The organism is Nocardia sp. NPDC049737 (genome assembly GCF_040674755.1).
In the GTDB taxonomy this organism is placed as follows: Bacteria; Actinomycetota; Actinomycetes; order Mycobacteriales; family Mycobacteriaceae; genus Nocardia.
Genome location: NZ_JBFANH010000051.1, coordinates 17391 through 34501, shown reverse-complemented (window position 1 = coordinate 34501; position 17111 = coordinate 17391). Strand labels below are relative to the sequence as shown.

Sequence of the window (17111 nt, the reverse complement as noted above, 5' to 3'; positions counted from 1 at the left end):
GCGAGCCGTGGACGTCCCGCACGCGGGGCACTGGCTCGTCGAGGAGAATCCCCAATTCGTCACCGCGGAACTCGAGCACTTCCTCGACTGACGACATCCGGCCCGGTCGGAGGGCGATCTACGTCATGGTCGATGCCAGGTTTCTTGCTCTGTCAGTGCGGCCGTGGTCTGGTAGGAGCGGAGCGCAGTCCGACCCGGGAGACACCGGTGAGGGCGGGAAGCAGCGCTGACAAAGCCGGGACGGTTCTGTACTGCCAGACAGACGGATCGGGTTCGGCAAGCAAGATCGGGCTCGATGCTCATCTGCGCTCTGTTGTTGCCGCAGGAACATCCAGTCGATGGCCGCAAAGTTGATGCAACCGACGCGACACTGGCATTGTCGCCACTCGCTAGATGCGCGCGGACGCACTAATGTGTGGTGACGGACCCTAAATTAAGTTGCATCTACTACTCGACTGACGGATTCGGTATGGGAATGCCGGCTGTCGGAGATTGATTTCCGCCGCAGATCCCGGTCAGCTATCACCGCGATCACCGGAGAAGCCAGAAAAAACATGCTGTAGTTGATGAGTCCTATGGCGATAGCGAGCGTTAGACCAGGCGATGCCACGATGATGGCGCCGATGCCTACCGACAAGGAAATAATGCCCAAAACGGTCTCGCCGGCGGCTACGCGTAACGCGCCCGAGCCGGAAGGCAACGAGCGGAACTTGTTGGTGCGCTGCCAATGTGCGGGTAATCCGATGTCAGCGGCAAAAGCAGCGACAGCGATCACGCAGGTCAGCGCGGCGGTGGCGATCTCCCCACCGGCCGCTTGCCGCCAGGTCGAGTGACGCACATGACGATAGGTCAGCGCCCGCATGGCTTTCCGCGACGCCGCCATAGCAATTAGGGCAGTCCAGGCCGGTACTAGAAGAGGGGGCGAGTCCTGATTCCAGGCGGCCGCGGCGATCAAGGCTATCGAGAGCGCGATGAGTACCAGTTGAAGGCCCGCCAGTCCTATGGACAACCCATGTACCGCGTGGTGCATCCGCTGGCGGACCGTGAGTGCAGAGGGAGACCTCGCTGGACCAGGCACAAACAGTCGCCAATGTGTCCGAAACTCCTGCACTGGACCATAGGTCCACCGGAACCGCTGCTTCTTGTAGCCCGCGTATGTCTCTGGGATCAGCCCCCTGCCATAGGCCTTGGTCAAATAGACGGATCGGTACCCGAGGGCATGGATGCGGATGGCCAGTTCGGAATCTTCGGTCAGACACCACTCGGCCCAGCCTCCGGCCTCCAGTAGCGCATTGCGGCGAATTAGTGACATGGTTCCCACAGTCAAACCGGAACCATGTTCATCCAACGACACCATGGACGTTTGAAAGAACATCGCATACTCGGCGTTGGCCATTCTCCCGAATACTGAGTCGCTGTAGTCACGATAGGCGTGCGGACATTGAACGAATCCCATCTCCGGATCATCAAAAAAGCCGACCGTGTGCTTCAGCCAATCTGGATCAACGTGGTAGTCGGCATCCACCACTGCAACAAGCTCGGCAGTCGGATCCGTGTGCTGCAGAGCCCAGTTCAGTGCACCGGCTTTCGCGCCGGTTATACCCATGACGTGCAGGAAGCGGAACTTGGGCCCGAGACGACGGCAATGCTCCTCAACCGGCCGCCACAACGTCTCGTCCGCTGTATTGTTGTCGATCACCAATACCTCGAAGTCCGCGTATCGCAACTGCGACAACACGTTTAGGGTCTCGATTACCAAATCTGGCGGCTCAGCATGCGTCGGAACATGAATCGAGATCTTTGATGGCCAATTATCTGGTTTCCAGTCTGCAAGCGGCTCGGCCCGCCTAGTCCACTGCTGCCGGAGCAGAACCTCCCAGTGCTCGAAGACATTAATAATATGAGCCGGAAGAACTATCAGACCCGCCACAGCCATGACTATCAGTAGCAACCATGTCACCATGCCGGTGTGCGATAAGATCAAAAAGTGCGTTCCCCATAGGATCTGACTGACAATCATCAAAAGAAAAGAAATCCATACCGCCATTCCAACCACTCGAAACTGTGACCATCTTCGAATCGCGATCGCGGTGGCCGCCATCCCGATGGTCGCGATCGCCGCCGCAGTAAACCAATCGCAACCCAACACACATGCAGTTGCGGCGCCGACTCCGTGCGACACCGGTATCGCCATCAGAGATGGCCGTCGCGTCATCGGCCTGCGCCAGCTTGAAGCTAGAAATCCGATACTCACCAAATGGGAAATCGATGTCTCGACCAGCCCAGCACTAATCCATACGTTGAAGCTCATCGCCCCTCCAGTGTTGCATTCACATATATAATTCCGAAAGAAATCGGCATTCTGCGCGCAGAATGGGTTCAACTCATAACTGACCCTTTAACGCGATCGGTATCTATTGCAGATGCAGCTCATCCTGGAGATCGAGGCTCTCTGCTACAAAGGCGGGCTGAACCTGCTCTACCGCTACGATTAGACTTTGGGGGACGTGTCACCTTCGCCAGTCACATCATCTCGGCTCGCGGGATATTTCCTCACCGACCGCCTCGAATGTGGTCGATGCATTGGGTTCAGAAGCCAAACACTGCATGCCTGACAAGCTGGACACAGTGATAGACCGGGTTTGCATTGACGACGATCTGCGTCCACTTCGGCAGTGCGGAAATCGGGCAGTATGTGCCAGCGGTGAGGAATAGCAGGGTGGTGACGATGCCAGGGACGTAGTTGAAGTTCTCGATCGACCGGAACACACCCGCAACGAGCATGCCGAACGAGGCCCATCCGAATCCCGTCACGAACCCGATGAGTGGCCTGTCAACATGCCCCAAGCGGGATGTAAGCCGAAGATCATCGAGACCACGAGCGGCATACAACCGTAGATCCCGCTCGGACGGCGATCCACGGCGCCTCGGCAGTCCAACAGCTATCCTGGCCGACTCGGTTGACGATCCGTGTGGTGGCGTGCCACGAGCACCGGCTCATCCCGCGCGACTGCGGTGGCGCAGCCACACAGTGCTGTGGCTGCTGTCCGGTCAGCGTGCCGCTACCTGCACCTGCTGAGGCTGGGCCAGATGATCAGCGAAGTGGGGTGTCAGAGCGGTCCAGCCGATCTGCTTACGCACTCGTTTGATGACCTTCTTGAACGACTTCGCGTCCACGTATCCAGCATGGCGGGCCGACTTGACGAGGTGCAGACCGCCGCTGAGGTCGGGACGGTCGGTGGCGATCAGGCGGTCGAACTGTGCAGCCCTCTGTGGCTGGGTCGTCTGGTCACGCAGATACTGGGCGACGATGTTGGAGATGTTGTCGAACAACGTGTACGCACTCGAGTTGGTTTCGAGATAGCCGAGGGTGAACAGGTTGCGGTGCTCACGGTTGAACGCCGTCAGGTACTGCGCCGGCCGGTCGCCGTTCCAGGCGAACAGGTCCGCGTTCACATACGGGATGCGCATCTCGTAGCCCGTCGCGTACAGCACCAGGTCGATCTTCTCGCGGGACCCGTCGGTGAACACGACGTCCGGACCGTCGAAGCGTTCGATATCGGGTTTGACAGCGATGTCGGCATGCTGGAGATGGTGCAGCAGTTGGCTGTTGAGCAGCGGATGGCTCTCGAGCAGCTTGTGATCGGGTTTGGGCAGACCCCATCGGGTCACGTCGCCGACGATCAGCCGCAGTAGCGCGGTCACCACCGGGCGTTCGAGCCATCGCGGAATCGTGAAACTGGTGTCGTCGAACTTGTCGGCGGGCACGCCGAACACATGCTTGGGGATGATGTGGTAGCCGCGGCGAACGCTGATGAACGCCGCATCCGCAGCTTGGGCCGCGTCGCAGGCGATGTCGGCGCCGGAATTGCCCAGACCGACGACCAGCACACGCTTACCAGCGAATTCGGAGGCTCGACGGTGGGTCACCGCATGACGGACCTCGCCGTCGAAGGTTCCCGGATGGGTCGGGATACGCGGACTCCAGTTGGTGCCCGTCGCGCAGATCACCCCCCGGTAGCGACGCTGCTGGCCGTCGGCGAGGGTCAGCACCCAGTGGTCGCCCTCGGGGGTGGCCGCCACGACCGCGGTGTCGAACGAGATGGCCTGTCGCAGATCGAAGGTGTCGGCGAAGCTGCGGGTGTAGGCCAGGATCTGCGGGCGGCTGGGATAGTCGCCGAAATACTTCGGCATCGGGAAGTCGTAGAAGCCCGAGAGGTCGCGTGAGGAGATGAAGTGCGCCGACTCGTACATCGGTGTTCCCGAATTGTCGATATCCCAGATTCCGCCCACGTCGGAATGACGTTCGAACTGGTCGTATTCGACGCCGTAGTGGCGCAGCATGCGGGCCATGCTCAACCCAGCCGGACCAGCGCCCACGATGGCGACAGCATCGCCGCGGTCGACGAGTACCTCGGCAGCCTGCCGAGTCTCCTTGGTGCCGTTGGCCTCGGCCGTGGAGCGGGTTGCGGTCTTGTTTTCCTTGGTCATGGGTTCTCCGATGGTCGGGTACAAGATCTGATCGTGACGAACGGGGGTCAGGCGCCGATGCGGGCGAGGTAGCGTTGGCGGCCTTTCTCCCCGATCCAGTTGGCGGCGGGCAGCATCAGCGGGACCAGCCGTGGCATGGACTGCGCCAAACGGGTGAGGATCCCGTCGGAGGCCGGGACGAAGATCTCCACGCGGCCGGTACGCAGGGCTTTGTCCACCGCGTCGGCGACATCGCCGGGTGAGGAGATCGTGCCGACGAAGTTGAGAAGGCTGCCGCCGTGGGTCGCCTCGTGCCGCAGCATCGGAGTGTCCACCGCGCTCGGGTACACGCCTCCGACCGTGACACCGCTGCCTCGAAGCTCCAGATGCAGTGCAGCCAGGAACCCACGCAGCCCGGCCTTGGCCGCCGAATACGTTGCGCTGCCCGGCAGGGCGAGTACCGCTCCCTGCGACACGGTCGCCACAATGTGCCCGCTACCGCGCTTTGTCATCGCGATCGCCGTCGAGCGGGCCAGCTTGATCGCCGACACCAGCATGATCTGCAATTGCAGGTCGACCCGTTCAGGCGAGGTGTCCACGACATCTTCGGGAACGACGATGCCAGCGTTGAGGAAACACACCTCCAACTCGCTGCCCCACTCGTTCTCGATACGCGCCGACAACGCCGCGACGGCGGCACCATCGGCCAGATCGCACGCCACCGCCACCGCTCCCGCTCCGATCTGTTCAGCGGCCTGCTCGGCCAGCATCTGGTCTCGTTCTGCGGCGAGAACTACATGACCGCGGGACGCAAGTCGTCGCGCGACCTCCAACCCGATACCACCTGCAGCGCCCGTGACCAGCGCATATGTCTTATCCGTCATGCTTCTCCTTAGCTTTCAACCGTGTTGGTCAAATGACTTGGTCAAGCGACCCAACTACGCGTTCAGAGTAGATGGCGGGCACGATGCTGCCCAGAGAATTCGTGTTACAGTTCGGTCAACCGACCTGTTCTTCCGACCGGGTCGGCTGACCAAGAACTGTTGGCCCGCCACAAGCGGGCACAGGCCGCGGATGCGTGCACTCAAGCCACGTCCCGGTTGGGCAAGTGCGATGCCGCCGTATGCCGTCGGCTCTGCTGCCCGCCGTCCGTCGTTCTGCCCGCCGCGGCCCGCGGCGGGCAGAGCCCGCCATACTCTTCTGATCACCGGGTGACGCCTATGGTTTTGCGCCAATCGCACGCCGACACACACGATGACCGGAGATGCGCCGACGACCCCGCCCTGCAGGAGGCGCGAATCCCGCCGAGTGTGCTGCTGGGCGTATTCGATCTCGCCGACCATCGCGGCGTGGCCTGCGAATCGTGGCTTGACGGGATCGGTCTGACTCGCCAGCAGCTGACGCTGCCCGAGACTCGGCTGTCATTTCGTCAGGCAACGGCCATCCTGCAGCGCGCCCTGCGAGGGTTGGAGCCCGGGCCCATCGGCATCCAAGTCGGTAGCCGTGATGTGTTCGTGTCCTGGGGGCTGACCGGCTTTGCCCTGCGCGCGGCGGCTTCCGTCGGCCAGGCCGTGTCGCTTGGGTTGGACCTGCACCAGGCTGCGGGCAGCCTGCTCGACTACGAATTCGAATCAGGCGCAACAGAATTCGCGCTGCGGCTCGCCGAGCGCAGCCCCAACCCGGAACTGCTGGCCTTCCTCTGCGAGGAATCGTGCACATCGATACTCGTGTTGGCTCGGTCGATATTCGGCAATCAGATGACACCGACTCGGCTCGAATTCGCCTACCCACGGCCCGTATACGCCGAGGCCTACAACCGAGTCTTCCGCTGCCCCATCCGATTCAACGCATGCGCCACCCGCGTCTACTTCGATGCCGCCCTGTTGAATCGGCCGCTGCCCACCGCCAACCCCGCCCAAATCGGGTTGGCCGTCGACGCGGCGCGCCACCTCGCCGACCCCGAACGATCCCGCCACGACATCGTCACCACGGTGGAGGCCGTTCTGCGGCAGAATCTGCGACGACCGATCACCGCGGCATTCATCGCCGAGCACCTGAGAATCAGCGAGCGCACCCTGCACCGGCGACTCGCCGAGGCCGGTGAGAAATTCGGCGAAATTCGCGATCGGGTACGCACGCATCGCGCTCGAATTCTGCTGCGTGAATCGGACATGCCTCTGACGGCCATCGCCATCGAAGTCGGATTCAGCGACAGCCGAGAATTCCGGCGCGCCTATCAACGCTGGACAGGCCGAAGCCCCAGCGCCGAACGAGCCGCTGCTACGGCGGCAATGGAAAACTCACCGCACCGCGGTGGTGGAATTTCGCGAATCTCGTTCTAACCCGCCGTCAGCGGCGGCATACCCGTCGCCGCGCGGCCAAATAATGCCAGTTGCATTCGAATCGAAGGATCTACCTGCAGAAATAGACCTGCGGTTCGAGTTGTGACGCAGATGCCCCCGTGCTGACAGAAATCCCCCTATGCCTGTCGGGTGAGTGCTGATTGAATCTCGCGACAGCCGGAGTTCGAAGTCCGGATCCGCTCGAGGGCACGACCCCGGTACCCCCTCACAACAAAGCCTCAGCTCTTATCCAGTCGCATGCGGCTTTCGCAGATCACCACGTCTCACGGCTCACCGAAAATGTAACAGAATTTTACACAAGGGAAATGTCTCGTGCATCACGCATCCCGCACTCGTCTCGCAGTCGCAACCACCGCCATCGCGATCGCGGTACTGGCCGGTGAAAACACGATCACCGCAACCAATGCCTCGGCCGAATCTCCGCTGTCCCCGGCCGCCACGGCGACAGCCGCAATCCCGGACCAGGTTGCACCCCAGACCGCCGTCGACAGCCGGGTTGCCGCGGCTCTCGACGTCCCTGACACCGGTATCGACCTTCGCCCACAGTCAGACATCGCGGTTGTGCCCGACCAGCCGCAGTCGGCGGTGGCCACTGCAACCGACATCGACGGACAAACCGATATCAACAACGCGCTCAGTCAGGCCGGCAATGAGTTCATGCTGGCCGCCACCGTGGGCACCATGGTCGGCGGTGTCGTCGGACTCGTTGGCGGCTGCGCAGTCGGTGCAGTTGTCGGCGCAATCGGGGGCTGCATACCGGGACTGGCTCTGGGCGCGGCGGTGGGACCCATCCTAGGCGGGGTGATCTTCGGGGTTCCTGCCGCTATCGTCGCGCTGGCCCAGGCCTACAGCACCCTGCACGCCGCAGGAGAGATCAGCGCGCCGCTGCCCACTCACTGACCGGCATCGTGCGGTCGAACCCGCACCCGCACAGAGGTTCCCATGACAGCCGGGTTGCACGGTTCGGGTGGGGGAGCTTTACCGCTCCCACACCCGAGCTGCTGTGCTGGGCAACCGAATTCGGGACGCCCATTCCGCTCGACCGAAAGCCGGCATGAACGACACCAGCACCTCAGCCGCGGACAACGCCACGGCCACGGTCTGCGGCGGCCCTGCGCGACAAGTCAGCCGCCGCTGGATCGCTGCCTTCGCCCTTGCATGGCTGGGAATCTGGATGGCGCAGTTGACGTCGTTCCAGCTGATCCTGCCCTCTCAACTCAACACCAGCCTCGGCATAGGAACCGTTCTGCGCCAGGATAATTGGCAACGCAGCGTCGCCGACTTCGGTCTCATCTCCGGCATAGCCGCACTGTGCTCGGCCGTCGCGTTCCCCGTCGCAGGCACGCTCAGCGACCGCACCACCAGCCGCTTCGGCCGCCGCAGACCGTGGATCGTCGCCGGATCCCTCGTGTTCTCGGCCGCGCTTGCCGTGCTGGCCGCACAGCACACGACGACCGGGATAGCACTGTGTTGGTCGATGGTGATCATCGGTTTCAGCATCGCTTGCGCGTCGCTGACCGCAATGATTGGCGACCAGGTGCCCACATCGCAGCGCGGCGTCGTATCCAGCTGGATTTCTGCACCTCAGGCGTTCGGCATCATTTCGTCGCCTGCGTGGCGCCGTTCGTGCTATCCACACCCGATCCCCAGGTCAGCAGCCCGCGCCGCGCCTCGCAAACCCTCCGGCATCTGCTGGCCGTGCACGACTTCCGTTGGACCCTCATCGGGCGCGTGCAGGTCAATCTCGGCAACGCCCTGGGTACCTCGCTTGCCCTGTACTATCTGCAGTTCGGGCTCGAGGTCACCGACCCCGACACCGCGCTTCTGACCTTGACCGGCGGCTACATGATCTGCGTCGTGGTTGCTTCCATCCTCAGCGGCTGGCTGTCTGATCGCTTCCGGGCCAGAAAGCCGTTCGTCATGGTCGCCGCTCTACTACAGACCATCTCCGCCATCGTCATCCTTGCCACCGGAAACGTCTGGGGCGCAACGATCGCCAGTGCGATCACCGGTGCTGGTTTCGGCTGCTTCATGTCGATCGATCAGGCACTCGCCGCCGACGTCCTCCCCGATGGCGAACACAACGGTCAAGAACTCGGCGTCATGAATATCGCGATGGCTCTCCCCCAGGCTCTGGGCCCGCTCGTCGGTGCCTGGGTGATCGAGCTCGGCGGTGGATTCTCCGGGCTGTATATCCTTGCCGCCGGCTTCGCCACACTCGGCGGATTGTCGGTGATGAAAGTCAAGACCGTCCGATAAGCCCGCTATGGCGCTCACGGCCACTCACGGCTGACTGGGTCAACTGACCCAGTATGGTGGTGGACACGGAGGCTGGGGTCTCGAGCCTGGCACAACGTCGCGGAGGGAGTCTGCTGTGGCACGGTTGAGTTCCGAAGAGCGGCGGCGTCGGTTGGTGGACGCTGCGTTTGCGGTGATGGCCCGCGACGGAGTCGCCGCAGCGACAACCCGCGCGATCTGCACGGAGGCAGGGATGGCGCAAAGCGCGTTTCACTACGCGTTCAGATCCAAGGAGGAACTTTTGCAGGACCTGACCGAATCGGTGGTGCAGTCGCAGACTGCGGTCCTGGAGGGTTTGGAGATTTCCTCGGATTCGTTGCGCACAGCGGTGTCGACCGGGATGGAGCGGATGCTGAGTGCGGGGATGAGCGATCCCGGCCGGCAGGCGGTGCTGTACGAATTGACGGTGCAGGACATCCGTTCCACCACCAACCCCGGAGAGCTCGGCCGCTGGCAATACCGCTTGTACACCGATATCGCCGCGATGTTCCTGCGCCTGGGGAGCGAACGCTTCGACGTGCAATGGCGAGTTCCCGAACAAGCACTGGCACGCATGGTTGCCATCGCCCTGGACGGAACCCTGTTCGCGTGGCTGGCCGACCAAGATACCGCCGCAGCGATCGCGTCGGTGCAGGCGCTGGCCGAAGCGGTGGTCTCGCTGGCCGTACCTCGCACCGACGACGCCGACAGGCAGCGACTCCCGGTCGAGCGCGCCGGAGCCCCACAATTCTCGGCCATCGACACGACCACACCGCTCAGCACCCCGTGAGCTGCCTGCTACAACGGCGCGCCCGCTGAGGGCGTCCTCGCCAGCAGCAGCCAGTGCGAGGGCCTGCCACAGCGGTGCGCACGGATCAGGGACACGATCGACGAACACGCTTCCTCGCACAGAAACGGCAGCAGATCCGGGTGGGGGCTGCGCTCACTCAACCGCAGCTCGAACTCGTCTGTGCCGTATCCGACTTCGAGGTCGACCAGACTGCCGGCCGCCTGATGCAGATGAACACCGATCTCGAGGGCTTCGGCGGCAGAGCGCGCTGAGCGCACCACGAAACCCACCAGCCCCCACGACATCAGGACGTCACGGCTGCCGATACGTATCCCCACCGGCCCTCAGGCACCGTTCTCAGGGCCCGCGCGAGGACAGTCGTCGCCTGCCGATGTGATATCCGGGTTGTCGGGGAGGTCGAGCTGCCCGCGTGTCACACCCGTTCCCGCGAGCAACGCATCGGTCCCGACGCCGCGCTGCTCAGCCAGCTCCGGCACCGCGATCACGATGCTCGGCGGAATCCTGGCATCGTTCAACCGGTCGACGGCGGAGTTATTCTCCGGGTCCAGACATGATTGGACAACCTCGCTGTGACGGGATGGCAATCCCGTGGGTTCCAGGATGTTTCCCCAACCCACCCACGGGAGCGCCGACCGGGGGTGTCGTCCCAACCGTGCGAAACCTCGCCGGTGGGACGACCTCGCCCGACAGACGGGCGTGTAGCTCAAAATTCGGACTCTTCGATCGTCATCACGTCATTGTCGAGAGCCGTCAGGATGGCGCGGGTCGCGTTGAGTTCGGGCAGCACATTCTTGGCGAAGAACGACGCGACCGCGATCTTTCCGCGATAGAACGATGCCTCTTCCTCCGAAACGTTGTCCTTGTGCAAGGCACCGCACGCGACGTCGGCCTGCACCAGCAGCCGCCAGGCCACCAGCAGATCTCCCACCGCGTAGAGGAAACGAACCGCGCCCGCGCCGACCTTGTAGATTTCGCTCGGCTCGGTTTGCGCGACGACCAGATAGCCAGCCAGTGCTTTTGCCATGTCGCGAACCTCTGTGCTCGCGATCGCGAGCAATTGCCGCTCACCGAGCAGGGAGTCATCAGGGTGCCCGAAGGTGGCGAAATCCTCGACCAGGGTCAACACATGTTCGAACGCGCGGCCGTGGTCACGAATGATTTTGCGGAAGAAGAAATCCTGTGCCTGGATCGGTGTGGTGCCCTCGTAGAGCGTGTCGATCATGGTGTCGCGGATGTACTGCTCGAACGGATAGTCCCGCAGATACCCCGAGCCGCCGAGCGTCTGCAGGCTCAGCTTCAAGGTGTCGTAGCCGCGTTCAGAGCCGAATCCCTTCACCACGGGCAGCAAGAAGTCGTTGACCGACCTCGCTAGCGTCGGGTCCGCCCCTGAAAGACGCTGTGCCAGTGTGGGTGTGGGGTCCTGATAGGCCGCGGTGAACATATAGAGCGAGCGCAGTCCTTCGGTGTAGGCCTTCTGCGTCAGCAACATCCGCCGCACCTCGGGGTGCCGCGTGATCGGTACCCGTGGCGCGGCGCTGTCGGTTGCGCGGGTGAGGTCGGCACCCTGGATCCGCTCCTTGGCGTAGTCGAGTGCGCTGAGATAGGCGGTGGACAGCGTTCCGGCCGCCTTGACCCCCACCATCATTCGCGCATTCTCGAGGACCTTGAACATTTGCGCGATGCCGTTGTGTTTGTCACCGACGAGCCAGCCCACCGCAGGGGAACCGTTGGCGCCGAAACTCACCTCGCAGGTGGGTGAGGACTTGATTCCCATCTTGTCCTCGACGCCAGTCACATACACGCCGTTGCGCTCACCCAATTCCAGTGTCACCGGGTCGAAGTGATACTTCGGGACGAAGAACAGACTCAGTCCCTTGGTTCCCGGCCCGGCGCCCTCGGGCCGGGCCAGCACCAGGTGGAACAGATTCTCCGCGGTATCACCGACGTCACCGCCGGAGATGAATCGCTTGACACCTTCGATATGCCAGGTGCCATCGCCCTGATCGGTTGCCTTCGTGCGCCCTGCACCGACATCGGAGCCCGCATCGGGTTCGGTCAACACCATGGTGGCTGCCCAGCAGCGCTCCTGGCTGCGGGCAGCCCAATGCTGTTGTTGCGGCGTACCCAGATCGAACAGCACCCCCGCCATGGCCGGCCCCATGTCGTAGAAGCACACGGCAGGGTTGGCGACATACAGCATTTCGCGCACGGCCCACACCATCGCCATCGGCGCGCGCTGCCCGCCGATCGCCTCGGGCAGACCGAGCAACGACCAGCCCGAGCTCTTGAGCGCCATGACCGAACGGCGCAGCGACTTGGTCAACACGATCTCGTGAGTCTCGCTGTCGAAACCCACCGGGTGGCGGTCCGCTGAGGCGAACGACTCCGCGATCGGCCCCTCGGCCAACCGCGCGGCTTCCTGTAGCATCGCGCGCGCCGTCGAGGCGTCCATCTCGCCATAGTGCCCCTCGTCCAACAACTTCCCGACACCCAGGACCTCGAAGAGGTTGAACTCGATGTCGCGGACGTTACTTCGGTAGTGCCCCATAGGGTGGTTCCCTGATCCTTCGACGGAGATGGTTATCAGCACCGCGGCAGCTCATAATGCGCTGGCAAGCGAACACTCGCGAGACAGCCGACGGTGAGGCCGCGGTAGTGACCGTGGACATCGGAGCGGTCCATGCCTGCCGTCCGCGCGCCGGGCGCAGCGGTGGTCACCTCTGAGGCTAGCCAGCCCAGACGGAGTCTAGACAGGGCTGAAACCGCCAGTACGGTAGCCGAGACCGCCACATTGGCGGACCCAGTACACGACGAGACTCGCTTTTTGTTCGAGGATGCAGACCGTTCGGGATCCACGATGAGTAGGTCCGCCTTGCAGCGTGACAGCCGACGCAGGGCCTATCAGGTGATCCGTCAGAGCCAGGCGTGGTCGAATCTGCTGGACAAATGGTTTCCTGACGCAATCCGTCTTTCTATTCACCAGCGGCCCTGCGCCAATAAAAAAATTGGCATACATTTGATGGATTGCACCGATGATGACCAGTGGCTCACACCGTGGCATTCCGTGGTAGTTGAAACGCCTGATGGGTACCGCCTCATGAAACCGCCATCGGGATGCTCAGCCCAATGCGCTACGAGCAGTCCCTGACAGTCACAGCGAAAGCGGCTTGAACCCCTGTCCACCATGCGGGGTGAACCTCAATGGGGGAAATTGCGACATCGGGTGGGTCTTCACTGCCACACTGTCTGACTTGGTCACCGAATGCACACGCGTCTGATTAGCGTCTTGCCAAGTCCGATCGTGCCCACAGCAAGGCTCGCGGATCTCCAACTTTCCAGGGCATGCGCGCCGCGGGCCACTTGTGCCCGATCGGTGCCGGAAGGGCCGTCATGGCAGGTAATTCCATCACAGCGCGAGTCATCGACGGACTGCGCGTTCTCCGAGCTGACCCGCCGAGCAGGCCTGGTCTGCTGCGAGCGCTGCTGGTTCTCGGGCTCGTGGTACCAACGTTGGTGTCTGCTGTCTACATGTGGGCCATGTGGGATCCTGAGGTATATCTCAAGCACGTCCCGGTGGCAGTCGCCAGCGACGACGTCGGCGGCATCGACAATGGCAAACCCGAAAACCTCGGTGCCCAGATCTTGGACGGGCTCGCCTCGGGCAACGACGTGGAATTCCATCGCGTCTCCAGCGTCGAAGCAGTGGCCGGACTGCGCGAGTCCCGCTACGCCTTCTCCGTCGTCATTCCTCGCGATTTCACCCGCGACATCCTCACCGTCACCGACCCCAAACCCACGCCCGCACGAATCAACGTCTGGTACAACGACTTCAATGGAACACTCGGATCCGCGGTAGCCGACAGCGTCATCGCACAAGCACAACGGCAAATCACCGCTTCGATTGGGCGAGAGTTCGCCACCCAGGTCCTCATCGGCATCAACAGTCTCGGCTCCGGCCTTGGCGACGCCGCCCACGGCGCAACGCAACTCGCGGACGGCACCGCACAACTCGCCGACGGATCAGCACAACTGGCCACCGGGCTCGATCAAGCACTGACCGGCAGCACTCAACTCGCCGACGGCACCGGCCAGCTCAGCAACGGGGCCACACAGTTGGCCACCGGAGCGACCCAACTCGTCGGTGGCACAGACCAACTTGGTAACGGGGCCGCCCAGATCCGCGACGGAGTCGACCAGATCGCCTCACCGATCCTGGCCGCACTCACCCCGTTCGATCAGCTCGCCACCCAGCTCGATCCTCTGCTGGACAAACTGGCCGCCAGTTCCGATCCGGCGATGATCTCCGCCGTCACGCAACTACGATTACTGCTCAACCAGGTCCGCCAAACCAACCCCGACAGCATCACTTCCCAGATCACCCAACTACGCGACGGCACACGCGAACTCGCCCGGCAACTCACCGACCCCAACGCCGACTACCGGGCCGGGGTGCTGGCACTGGCACAGGGCGCAGGACAGCTACGCGACGGCACGCAAGCACTCGATCAGGGAACCAAGCAGCTCACCATCGGACTCGGCGAGCTCGCCACCGGCGGCCACCAGCTCGAGGACGGCGCCGAACAGCTCGACAACGGTATGCACCAACTCGACGCCGGACTCACCGACGGGTCGGCGGCCGCACCCCACATCGCCGACCCGAACGCCTCGGCCAGCATGTTCAGCCAGCCGTTCTCGATGAACATCTCCAACCAGGAGCCCGCCGAACGGGTCGTCAACGGCGATCGTAGCCACAAAGTTCTTGCTGGCGGCGCAGGCCCGGTCATCGTGGTCCTAGGAACATTCCTCACCGTCATCGTCGCCTGGATGCTGCTGAAACCGTTGCGGGCAAGCACACAACCCGGCTCGCTGCGACGCCGTGCACTACGCTCGGTGGTCGACAAGACGCTGATCGGTGCGGTGTGGGGAATCGTCGCGGCCGGTGCCACTGCGGCATACGGCAAATCGATCGGATGGGAACCCCACGACTGGGCCACCATGATTGCTGTCGTGGTTCTCGTCGGTATCACTGCCGCGGTCACCACGCACATGTTCATCGTTGTCTTCGGGCGCGTCGCGGGCAGCATCGCAGCGTTCAGTTTCTACATGTTCGGCCTGTTCGCATTCGGTGGCGTGTTCCCACTCGGCACCACTCCCTCGGCATTCAAGCCGTTCGCCGATATCAGCCCACTGACCTTTGCACGGCGCGCCATCATCCGTTGCGACATAGGCCTTTACGACCAGATGTTCTGGATCTCGGTCATGATGCTGACCGCAATGACCGCGCTCACCCTCACGATCGCGGTCTCTGCACAATATCTACGGCTGCGTGCAACGACCAGCAGCAGACCCAAACCCCTCGGCGCCGCCGACGAATTCACGGTGCCCGCCTGAGCCGCTGCCACGTGCAGCCGATGTGTATCGGACCGGGTCACCCTCATCCCGGCCCGCGCCGCAGTCCCCACCCGGTACGGGGGTGTGGACCGTGGCGCTTTCGACTCGCGGCCGACATATGCTCGCGGGCTGAATGTGCCAGGAAGGTCTCCGCATATCCTCGACGGCACCTTAACCTGCCCGCTCAGCCAAAACTCGCGATAGTTGTCGACTACGCGCGCAGCCGATCCGAACCCCTGATCTCCGGTCGACAACGGCAGAACGAGCTACCGATATCCCTGGGACGGCAGCAGCGTCGACACGCGCTCGAGAACCTGGGCTCCGACTGCGATCGCAACGATCCACAATCGTCAATCAGGTTGCGCTGCAGCGTCTGCCAGCTTCGGTGTCCCATGCTCGATAGGCATACGGTACCTACCCGAATCAGTCGAGAAGTACGATGGCCTCGACTTCGACGAGCACGTCATCGTCGAAAAGACGTTCGACACCGATAAGCGAGGCAAGAGCCATCGGAAGCCCGAGCCCCATATCCTCAGCGGCGGTCTCCACACCCGCATGAAGTCGTCGGTCTCATCCGGACTCCCCTGGGTCACATAGAAGATCAGACACAACACATCAGCGAAAGATGCACCTGCTCCCGCCAAGCCGAGCGCGGCGTTGCGCAGCGACTCGGCCACCTGTCCGGCCAGTTCGCCGGCAGACTCCCTATCGACGCCTCGCATCGTGAACAGCTCGATCAGGTGAGCGGCGAATGGTCGCTCAGCATCCTCGACGAGGTCTGTGAACGGCCCTGTCGATTAAACGAGTTGCGTCGAGCCATCCCAGCGGTCACTCAGAAATCACTCGGGACTGCCCCGAGATTGGTTGACTCGCGGTGTTAAAGATCTTTCGGTAATTGGGTGATTTGCGGTCATAAAGGTAGTCCGGCATGGGCGAGGAAGTTGAAACATAGGTCGTAGTCGCTGCCGACGCGGTCGAGGCCGGCTCGGGCGGCGGCCTGTGCCTCGTCGATGGTGTCGGGGCACAGGTTGGCCAGTTCTCTGGATTTCCAGGTTGCCCCATACCTGTTCGATGGGGTTGAGGTCGTAGGCGTAGCCGGGTAGCTGCTCCACACGCAGCCAGTGTCGTTGCGTGGCGAGCCAGGCTTTCATGGCCCGGGAACGGTGCGCGGACAGACCGCCCCAGATCAGGTGACCCGGTCGCCAGCGAAGTGGTCGCGCAACTCGGTGAGGAACTCGATCAACGATTCGGTGTTGTAGCCCCCTTCTTTCATCGCGAATACGAACGCGGCTTCACTGCGGTCGGGCCGGTAGGCAAGCACCCCGGACATGGACATGCGCTTCCACGAGAACCGGTGCCGTAGAACAGGTGTGATGCCACGGGGCGCCCAGGTCGCTCTCACTGCGGGCAGCAGGGAGAATCCGCTCTCGTCTTGGAAGCAGATCCACGCACCTCGACGCCGAGCGCATTTTTATGCGCGGCAACTCGGTCTTGCGCCACGCCGCGATCGCCTCGTCGTTGCGCTCGACCGCCCGCCGCGCCGGACGCTGCCGACTCCAGCCCAACCGCTCCCGCAAGATCGTCCAGGTCTGCGTCTCTGAATACCGGACACCGGTTACACCCATGATCACCTCAGCGACCCGCGCCAAGGTCCACATGTCGGTCGGGAACCCATTCGCTTTGGGTCCCTTCATCAACGCAGCCGACCGCTTCCGCTTTCAGCCCCGCTCCCGCCCACCCGACGACGGCACCCGCTCCGACACCCCGCGATTGTCCTGCACCACAGCACAATCCGAGCG

At 62.9% G+C, this 17111-nt stretch carries 16 protein-coding genes and 3 pseudogenes; 8 read left to right on the top strand and 11 right to left on the bottom strand.

Going from position 1 to position 17111, the window contains the following annotated elements; genetic code table 11:
* Positions 1–433: 433 nt before the first annotated feature.
* The 4 genes from AB0J47_RS39385 to AB0J47_RS39370 all read right to left on the bottom strand — a co-directional run bounded on the left by AB0J47_RS39385 (position 434) and on the right by AB0J47_RS39370 (position 5354).
* Positions 434–2311, bottom strand: a complete 1878-nt coding sequence (locus tag AB0J47_RS39385) for a glycosyltransferase (RefSeq protein ID WP_364358815.1) — start codon at positions 2309–2311, stop codon at positions 434–436.
* Positions 2312–2589: 278 nt separating this feature from the next.
* Positions 2590–2814, bottom strand: coding sequence for an ABC transporter permease (locus tag AB0J47_RS39380; RefSeq protein WP_364358812.1), 225 nt, complete (start codon positions 2812–2814; stop codon positions 2590–2592).
* A 237-nt stretch (positions 2815–3051) separates the two neighbouring features.
* Positions 3052–4491: an NAD(P)-binding domain-containing protein gene (locus tag AB0J47_RS39375; protein WP_364358809.1), complete on the bottom strand. Its 1440-nt coding sequence runs from the start codon at positions 4489–4491 to the stop codon at positions 3052–3054.
* 47 nt (positions 4492–4538) lie between these two features.
* Complete coding sequence (locus AB0J47_RS39370; RefSeq protein ID WP_364358806.1) at positions 4539–5354, bottom strand: SDR family oxidoreductase; 816 nt, start codon at positions 5352–5354, stop codon at positions 4539–4541.
* Between the two features lie 336 nt (positions 5355–5690).
* Here AB0J47_RS39370 and AB0J47_RS39365 point away from each other — a divergent pair, with 336 nt between their 5' ends.
* From AB0J47_RS39365 to AB0J47_RS39345, 5 genes and pseudogenes are all read left to right on the top strand, one after another.
* Positions 5691–6812, top strand: coding sequence for an AraC family transcriptional regulator (locus tag AB0J47_RS39365; protein WP_364358803.1), 1122 nt, complete (start codon positions 5691–5693; stop codon positions 6810–6812).
* Between the two features lie 333 nt (positions 6813–7145).
* Entirely contained in the window at positions 7146–7733 is a 588-nt protein-coding gene (locus AB0J47_RS39360) for a hypothetical protein (RefSeq protein ID WP_364358800.1), read from the top strand.
* 154 nt (positions 7734–7887) lie between these two features.
* Positions 7888–8385: pseudogene (locus tag AB0J47_RS39355) on the top strand (MFS transporter); the annotation flags it as partial.
* A complete protein-coding gene (locus AB0J47_RS39350; protein ID WP_364358821.1) occupies positions 8301–9092 on the top strand; it encodes an MFS transporter in 792 nt (263 codons plus the stop codon). The pseudogene AB0J47_RS39355 and the gene AB0J47_RS39350, both read left to right, overlap by 85 nt.
* A gap of 115 nt (positions 9093–9207) precedes the next feature.
* Positions 9208–9900, top strand: coding sequence for a helix-turn-helix domain-containing protein (locus tag AB0J47_RS39345; RefSeq protein ID WP_364358797.1), 693 nt, complete (start codon positions 9208–9210; stop codon positions 9898–9900).
* An 8-nt stretch (positions 9901–9908) separates the two neighbouring features.
* Here AB0J47_RS39345 and AB0J47_RS39340 read toward each other — a convergent pair whose 3' ends face one another.
* The 3 genes from AB0J47_RS39340 to AB0J47_RS39330 all read right to left on the bottom strand — a co-directional run bounded on the left by AB0J47_RS39340 (position 9909) and on the right by AB0J47_RS39330 (position 12469).
* A complete protein-coding gene (locus AB0J47_RS39340; RefSeq protein WP_364358794.1) occupies positions 9909–10238 on the bottom strand; it encodes an AraC family transcriptional regulator ligand-binding domain-containing protein in 330 nt (109 codons plus the stop codon).
* Positions 10239–10244: 6 nt separating this feature from the next.
* Positions 10245–10436 (bottom strand): hypothetical protein, encoded by a 192-nt coding sequence (locus AB0J47_RS39335; protein ID WP_364358791.1) that lies wholly within the window; start codon positions 10434–10436, stop codon positions 10245–10247.
* 188 nt (positions 10437–10624) lie between these two features.
* Positions 10625–12469 (bottom strand): acyl-CoA dehydrogenase, encoded by a 1845-nt coding sequence (locus AB0J47_RS39330; RefSeq protein ID WP_364358788.1) that lies wholly within the window; start codon positions 12467–12469, stop codon positions 10625–10627.
* A 132-nt stretch (positions 12470–12601) separates the two neighbouring features.
* Here AB0J47_RS39330 and AB0J47_RS39325 point away from each other — a divergent pair, with 132 nt between their 5' ends.
* Both AB0J47_RS39325 and AB0J47_RS39320 read left to right on the top strand, forming a co-directional pair.
* Positions 12602–13069: an L-tyrosine/L-tryptophan isonitrile synthase family protein gene (locus AB0J47_RS39325; RefSeq protein WP_364358785.1), complete on the top strand. Its 468-nt coding sequence runs from the start codon at positions 12602–12604 to the stop codon at positions 13067–13069.
* Between the two features lie 242 nt (positions 13070–13311).
* A complete protein-coding gene (locus AB0J47_RS39320; protein ID WP_364358782.1) occupies positions 13312–15312 on the top strand; it encodes a YhgE/Pip domain-containing protein in 2001 nt (666 codons plus the stop codon).
* 423 nt (positions 15313–15735) lie between these two features.
* On the opposite strand, the gene AB0J47_RS39315 is transcribed toward AB0J47_RS39320, so the two are convergent.
* A complete protein-coding gene (locus tag AB0J47_RS39315) occupies positions 15736–15861 on the bottom strand; it encodes a hypothetical protein (RefSeq protein ID WP_364358779.1) in 126 nt (41 codons plus the stop codon).
* A gap of 128 nt (positions 15862–15989) precedes the next feature.
* Here AB0J47_RS39315 and AB0J47_RS39310 point away from each other — a divergent pair.
* Positions 15990–16157 (top strand): annotated as a pseudogene (locus tag AB0J47_RS39310) (winged helix-turn-helix transcriptional regulator); the annotation flags it as partial.
* Here AB0J47_RS39310 and AB0J47_RS39305 read toward each other — a convergent pair.
* From AB0J47_RS39305 to AB0J47_RS39295, 3 genes and pseudogenes are all read right to left on the bottom strand, one after another.
* Complete coding sequence (locus AB0J47_RS39305; protein WP_364358776.1) at positions 16152–16463, bottom strand: hypothetical protein; 312 nt, start codon at positions 16461–16463, stop codon at positions 16152–16154. The pseudogene AB0J47_RS39310 and the gene AB0J47_RS39305 sit on opposite strands and share 6 nt — an antisense overlap.
* 35 nt (positions 16464–16498) lie before the next feature.
* Positions 16499–16756, bottom strand: coding sequence for a transposase (locus AB0J47_RS39300; RefSeq protein ID WP_364358818.1), 258 nt, complete (start codon positions 16754–16756; stop codon positions 16499–16501).
* Positions 16757–16811: 55 nt separating this feature from the next.
* Positions 16812–16970, bottom strand: a pseudogene (locus tag AB0J47_RS39295) (winged helix-turn-helix domain-containing protein); the annotation flags it as partial.
* Positions 16971–17111 lie beyond the last annotated feature (141 nt).

Excerpts from the sequence above, each read along its gene's own strand:
- AB0J47_RS39385 (WP_364358815.1), bottom strand. The coding sequence starts at position 2,311 with ATGAGCTTCAACGTATGGATTAGTGCTGGGCTGGTCGAGACATCGATT.
- AB0J47_RS39375 (WP_364358809.1), bottom strand. The coding sequence starts at position 4,491 with ATGACCAAGGAAAACAAGACCGCAACCCGCTCCACGGCCGAGGCCAAC.
- AB0J47_RS39370 (WP_364358806.1), bottom strand. The coding sequence starts at position 5,354 with ATGACGGATAAGACATATGCGCTGGTCACGGGCGCTGCAGGTGGTATC.
- AB0J47_RS39365 (WP_364358803.1), top strand. The coding sequence starts at position 5,691 with ATGGTTTTGCGCCAATCGCACGCCGACACACACGATGACCGGAGATGC.
- AB0J47_RS39330 (WP_364358788.1), bottom strand. The coding sequence starts at position 12,469 with ATGGGGCACTACCGAAGTAACGTCCGCGACATCGAGTTCAACCTCTTC.
- AB0J47_RS39325 (WP_364358785.1), top strand. The coding sequence starts at position 12,602 with ATGCCTGCCGTCCGCGCGCCGGGCGCAGCGGTGGTCACCTCTGAGGCT.
- AB0J47_RS39320 (WP_364358782.1), top strand. The coding sequence starts at position 13,312 with ATGGCAGGTAATTCCATCACAGCGCGAGTCATCGACGGACTGCGCGTT.
- AB0J47_RS39305 (WP_364358776.1), bottom strand. The coding sequence starts at position 16,463 with ATGAAAGCCTGGCTCGCCACGCAACGACACTGGCTGCGTGTGGAGCAG.